This is a genomic window from Novosphingobium rhizovicinum (assembly GCF_040813635.1).
GTDB lineage: Bacteria > Pseudomonadota > Alphaproteobacteria > Sphingomonadales > Sphingomonadaceae > Novosphingobium > Novosphingobium rhizovicinum.
On the sequence record NZ_JBFNXR010000008.1, the window covers coordinates 1 to 5778 of the forward strand.

Annotated in this window: 6 protein-coding genes and 1 pseudogene; 4 read left to right on the forward strand and 3 right to left on the reverse strand. The window is 60.0% G+C overall.

Features of this window, described 5'->3' with window-relative positions:
* Window positions 1–749: 749 nt before the first annotated feature.
* Window positions 750–1103, reverse strand: coding sequence for a PRC-barrel domain-containing protein (locus ABUH87_RS00175; protein ID WP_367767709.1), 354 nt, complete (start codon window positions 1101–1103; stop codon window positions 750–752).
* Between the two features lie 152 nt (window positions 1104–1255).
* Window positions 1256–1423, reverse strand: coding sequence for a hypothetical protein (locus ABUH87_RS00180; RefSeq protein ID WP_367767711.1), 168 nt, complete (start codon window positions 1421–1423; stop codon window positions 1256–1258).
* A 385-nt stretch (window positions 1424–1808) separates the two neighbouring features.
* On the opposite strand from ABUH87_RS00180, the pseudogene ABUH87_RS00185 reads away from it, so the two are divergent.
* Together ABUH87_RS00185 and ABUH87_RS00190 are read left to right on the forward strand one after the other, a co-directional pair.
* A pseudogene (locus ABUH87_RS00185) lies at window positions 1809–2838 on the forward strand (IS110 family RNA-guided transposase).
* Window positions 2839–3108: 270 nt separating this feature from the next.
* Window positions 3109–3771 carry an SOS response-associated peptidase gene (locus ABUH87_RS00190; RefSeq protein ID WP_367767716.1) on the forward strand — a complete coding sequence of 221 codons (663 nt, stop codon included), beginning with the start codon at window positions 3109–3111 and terminating at the stop codon, window positions 3769–3771.
* A gap of 10 nt (window positions 3772–3781) precedes the next feature.
* On the opposite strand, the gene ABUH87_RS00195 is transcribed toward ABUH87_RS00190, so the two are convergent.
* Window positions 3782–4087, reverse strand: coding sequence for a hypothetical protein (locus ABUH87_RS00195; RefSeq protein WP_367767713.1), 306 nt, complete (start codon window positions 4085–4087; stop codon window positions 3782–3784).
* Window positions 4088–4289: 202 nt separating this feature from the next.
* On the opposite strand from ABUH87_RS00195, the gene ABUH87_RS00200 reads away from it, so the two are divergent.
* Together ABUH87_RS00200 and ABUH87_RS00205 are read left to right on the forward strand one after the other, a co-directional pair.
* Window positions 4290–4478, forward strand: a complete 189-nt coding sequence (locus tag ABUH87_RS00200) for a hypothetical protein (protein ID WP_367767714.1) — start codon at window positions 4290–4292, stop codon at window positions 4476–4478.
* Window positions 4479–4555: 77 nt separating this feature from the next.
* Window positions 4556–5644, forward strand: coding sequence for an IS5 family transposase (locus tag ABUH87_RS00205; RefSeq protein WP_367767718.1), 1089 nt, complete (start codon window positions 4556–4558; stop codon window positions 5642–5644).
* The last annotated feature ends 134 nt before the right edge of the window (window positions 5645–5778 follow it).

Consider the following 5778-nt stretch of genomic DNA (forward strand, 5'->3'; position numbering starts at 1 on the left):
TATCGAACGATGCGCCATCGCCTGCTCTCCTCCTGGGAAAGCGCATAGAATCAGCATTCATCGCACCTGTCTACGCCCACCCGCGCACAGGTCTCCTAGGAGCAGCTTGAGGCTGATCTCGGCTCGGGCCCGTGCCGCCGCTGCAGCGCGACCAAGTTTGTAAAAGCGGAACGAGCGTCAGGCTGCTTCTATAAAGAATCTGGAGCCCGTTGCACGATAAATACCTGACGAAGGGCATAAATAATCGAGTGTGCGCTAAACGCTGACGCAAGGGGACTGTCGGGAATTTCGTATGTGGCGGGCATATTGGGTAAGAAGGAGTGCCACTATGTCACGGCGTAAGCGTCAGGCATCTATAATGAACCATGCCTGACCCTTCCAAACTGCTAGTCAAAAGGCGATATAAGAGACCAACAGCAGACGCGATCGCCCGCGCCGAACGCATCCTCGCGGAACTCGAGAACACGTTCGCGGATCTGATCGACGGACCGCTTCAGGAGGATATGCTGGCTCTCCTCCGCGCGTTGGACGCTGAGCCGGCAAGCCCATCCCGAAAACCTTGGTTGCTGGGACGCCGTTCAGTAAGGGCTACCCGCCGCCCACCATTGGCCAGTCACAACCAGTACAGCCAAGAAGGCAAGCGTCAGAGCGCGCAAAATAACGAGCGGTCAGCGGGGTGCATTGACTGTCAGCGATGCAGGTCACGGTCATTAAGAGCAGCGTTGCGGGAATAGTAGAATGGTTATCCGTCACCATATCCGCATCTCAGCGTCTTCGGCTGAATCCCTCCCTCGCTCTTGCATGAGTTCTTTGGTGATATGCGACACATATCCGCCGACCGAAGGGTCGTAAGTTAAATCTGCCCAAGGCACGCGAATATAACGTGATGTACCGAGACCGAAGAACCCTCCGTCTGAAACAATCACATGAGCAACTTGCCCGCTCTGCTTGTTGACCATAAAATTGTGCACGTGACCCACCTTTGTGCCACCCATGCTATAGACGCTTGTCCCCTCCACTCGGTCAGACGCGACGAGCTTGTGGTTTCCTACCGTCTCAATCGGTGCATTTGGACCATCTGTGTCGATCTCACGGTCGGGCATGTGGGCCTCCTTCGAGATTAGCAACGCCTATCTCCCCAAAGGGTTCGCAAAGACTATGGCGCTGGTTATGCCGGTGAGATTCAGGCTTCAGAGCAGGGGATGATGGTGGAGGGCCAGTGGGTCGCCCCACTTCACATGTTCCCGAATCGTTCTCAATCGATTAAGCCGTAGAAATGCGTCGTATCGCCATTCAGAACCCGGATGGAACCTTGCTCCGCTTTGACAGCGGTAAGGCGGTAACCTTCAGGACGGTCAGCGCGGCAAGCCCATGGCTCACGGAGGGGCAGCGCCTGGTACTGATCAACGTAGATGAAGATCATGAGGACGCTTTGCTCGCCGAACCGGTCTCCGGGTCAGCGTAATGAGCTTCAAGCGGCTTGAGACCGTTGCAGACCTAGCCTGCTATGGCTTCGACCTGAGCTCGCTGCAGAGGGTGCGGCAATGAGGCCGCACTGAGTAGCCGGGCTTTGTCTCGGAAGTGCGGCTCATCAAAGCGTAGCCGCTCAATTTCAGCAATCGAAGCTCGTATGCGATGTACCAATTGCGGTGGCCGCAACGTCTCATGCACGCCCTTGATGCGAGACTGAGCTGACGTTGACAGCCACGCCGCACGCGCGATGATACCGCACGTGCTGGTGTGGACGGCCTCTCATTCCAGCGGTTTGATGGCGCTTGCGCGTCACAGCCAGATGAGAGGAGAGTACGATGAACACACCGGTCCGGATCGGCATGGACACTTCCAAGTCGGTGTTCCAGCTCCACGGTGTCGATGAGAACGAGGTGGTGGTCGTCCGTCGCCAGTTCCGGCGAACGGAGATGATCCGCTACTTTGAGAAGCTCCCGCCGGTTCTCGTCGCGATTGAGTCCTGCGGAAGTTCTCACCACTGGGCACGCCTGCTGCAGTCCTTCGGTCACGAGGTGAAGCTGATTCCGCCGCAGTACGTGAAGGCCTACATCAAGCGTGGAAAGAACGACGCCGCGGATGCGGAGGCCCTGTGCGAGGCGGTCACCCGGCCGAGCATGCGCTTTGTCCCCGTGAAGTCGAAAGAGCGCCAGGCGGCTTGCATGTTGATGACCGTGCGGGAGCGCCTCGTCAGCGTGAAGTCGCAGCTCTCCAACGCGTTCAGGAGCTATGCCGCGGAGTTTGGCATCATCGGTCCGGGCCGGGCGGCAGAACGTCAACGCGCTCATCAAGCGGGTGCTCGAAGACGACACTCTGCCAGAGATGGCGCGAGATCTCTTCCTCTTCCAGGCGAGGGAGTATGCCGCGGTCGAGGCGCGCCTCGAGGAGATCGAGACCAAGCTGATGAAGTGGCACCGCGAGGATGATGTGAGCCGACGGATTGCGACTATCCCCGGCGTCGGACCGATCGGGGCGACCATGCTCAGCATGAAGGCACCACCGCCCGAGACGTTCAGGTCCGGCCGCGACTTCGCAGCCTGGCTTGGGCTCACGCCCAAAGATCACTCCACCGGTGGCCGGCAGCGGCTCGGCGGCATCACGAAGGCTGGCGACTCCGCGCTTCGATCGGTGCTGATCGTCGGCGCGACTGCGCTGCTCAGGCACGTGCGAAAGGGCCGCCACAGGCCAACAGCCTGGCTCGCGGCGCTGCTGGAGCGCAAGCCGCCGAAGCTTGCGGCCGTGGCGCTCGCCAACAAGTTCGCCCACATCGCATGGCGCTTGATGGTGTCGGGTGGCGTCTACAACAGGTCGCCAGCTGCCGTGGCAGCCTGATCCATATTGCTGCCGACGAGCGAGGCTGCTCGACGGATGGCCCACGAACTTGCAAGGCGCAGTAGATGGAATGACTGATCGGTCCGATACGCGCGAGATTCCGAAGGTTACACCGGCACTCTTTCGAGATGTCGCCCATGTGCTTGGAACGTGCGTAGCGAACACCATCTTGGCCAGCGGAGCTTTGCCCGCGCAAACAGGCCGGACATCTGATAGCAAGCGATCAGGTCAGAAATCTGCTATGTTCCTAGCAAGCGGGGGGCCGTCCACATCTGCAACCTCTACCGCATGACCAAGAGCTTCGACGAGGTCGCGAACTTGTTCGGTCGGCACTCAGAGGCAGGCTCGAACTTCGCCGCCGAAATCTACCCGGGCTATGTAGGGCTGGTAGTGACCTCAGACGCTGTACGGACGATGACCTGGGGCTTTCCACTTGCGATGAAAAGCAAGAAGACGGGGCAAGCACTCAAACCAAAGCCCGTCAACAACGCACGGGAAGATAAGCTTGGAACCGCCTTCTGGCGTGACAGCTTCGCCAAGCGGCGCTGTGTGATCCCTCTCACCGCCTGGGCGGAGGCAGAGGGCGAGAAAGGTTGCATGACACGAACGTGGTACTCGCTAGCCGAGCATGACCTTTTCGCCGCCGCCGGCGTCTGGCGCCCGACGGCCGAATGGGGTGACGCCTACTCCATGGTAATGGTGGACGGCTGCGAGCAGATGTCAGACGTGCACGATCGAATGCCGACCATCGTGCATCGGGAAGATCGGGCGCAATGGACCAGGGGCACGTGGGAAGAGGCACTGCATCTGTGCCAAGTCTGTGCCGATCCGCTCTCGATAGATCGCACCCCTGAGACTTGGTTCAAAGCGCCCAAATCTTGGAGATTGAGCAAAGCGGCCTTAACTGCGCAAGGAGCTTGCCGATGGCGGTAAACCGCTGATCCTACCTGTCGGATGCATCGTCTTCCTCCAGCGCTTTCAGCTGCTCATGCTTTTCCCTGACGCCGGGCGCGAAGGAAAGCGCTAAAGCGCCGACATAAGAGAAGAGAGCTCCTAAGCCGAAAATGGTGCGAATCTCAATTGAGTGGTTGGCTTGAGCCTCGCCGGCGACCACCGCACCGATCATCGCAAGAACGCCAATAACGACCGCGACTTTGCACAGCAGGAAAAACAGGCGGGCTTGCTCCATACGCTCCGCTAGCGCCCTCCTTGTGAGTATCGGGTTAACGCTGCCGTACGCAATGGCCATCGCTCTGCCTTATCAAACTCTCCCGGCCCCAAGATGGGGCGATACAGCTAAAAAAGGAACCTTCCGACTCCGGGATTATCCCTATTCAAGGTGGAAACCCGTGTATTCGCGTCGAGTTGTGGTCTCATTACTTAACGTTTGTTAGTTGGTACGGCGGTAAGAGCACCGTATCCGCCATGGGATGGACGAACGAGAACACATCATGGCAGCCAAACCCTCGTTCATTTGGGTCACTGCGCCTCTATGGGCGGCCATTGCAGCCTATCCCAATCTATTCGTCGCCTATCGGGGAGCGATGCTGATTTACGACGAGCCTTTCCGAGGTTTTGCTCTACGAGTATCGGCACGGCAGCACGCTTGGTGCCGCCCGGAAGCACTGGTTTCGAGCTAAATTTGGACGCCTCGAAAAACCTCTGGCGCATAGCGGCCTGAGCTGATTCACTGCCTTTCGTGAGAGCGGAGGCGATGATGGCGGGACAGCCGGGTTTCTTTGACCTTTCGGACCGATACGAGGCGCTCAGCGCCGCGGGCGATCCGCTTGAACGGCTTACGGCCGTCGTCGACTTCGAGGTTTTCCGCGGTCCGTTGGTGGCGGCGCTGCGGCGGAGCGCCCGCGGCAAGGGGGGCAGGCCGCCGTTCGATCCGGTCCTGATGTTCAAGATCTTGGTGCTCCAGGCACTGTATTCGCTGTCGGACGAGGCGACCGAGTTCCAGATCAAGGACCGGCTCTCGTTCCAGCGGTTCCTGGGGCTCGGGCTGGACGGCACGGTGCCCGACGCGACGACGGTGTGGCTTTTCCGCGAGAGGCTGGTCAAAGCCAAGGCGATCGACCGGCTGTTCGTCCGCTTCAATGCGGCGCTAACCGACCGGGGCTATCTCGCCATGGGCGGGCAGATCATCGACGCCACGGTTGTACCGGCACCCAAGCAGCGCAACACCCAGGAGGAGAAGGCGGCGATCAAGGAAGGCCGGATCCCCGAGCACTGGAAGGACAAGCCTGCCAAGCTCCGCCAGAAGGACCGCGATGCGCGCTGGAGCGTCAAGTACACCAAAGCCAAGGTGAAGGAGGGCGCTGATCCCAAGGCGTTCAAGCCGGTCGACCTCGCCATCCCGATGTTCGGCTACAAGAACCACATAGGCATCGACCGCACGCATGGCCTGATCCGCACCTGGGATGCCAGCGCCGCCAATGCTCATGATGGTGCAAGGCTGCCGGTCCTCATCAGCCCTGACAACACGGCGTCGGGCGTATGGGCCGATACAGCCTACCGCTCCAAGAAGAACGAGGCGTTCCTGGCCAAAGGCATGTTCACCAGCAACATCCATCAGCGCAAGCCGCACCGCCGGCCCATGCCCAAGCGCATCACGCGAGCCAATGCGAGGCGGTCGGCAGTCCGCTCAGCCGTCGAGCACGTGTTCGCCGGCCAAAAGCACCGCATGGGGCTCGTCGTTCGCACCATCGGCATCGCCCGCGCCCGCATCAAGATCGGGATGGCAAACCTGGCCTATAACTTCCAGCGTCTCACCTGGCTCGAGGGGCGTATTGCGCCCGCATGATGCCGAAACCGGTCTTCGAGCCTTGAGCCACCACGAAATTCAGAAGATTACCGCCCCGAAACAGTGCCGAGCCGCACTTCGTGCGCCATCATACCGCCGTCACGCCGAAAATAGGCGGTTCTTCGAGGCGTCCA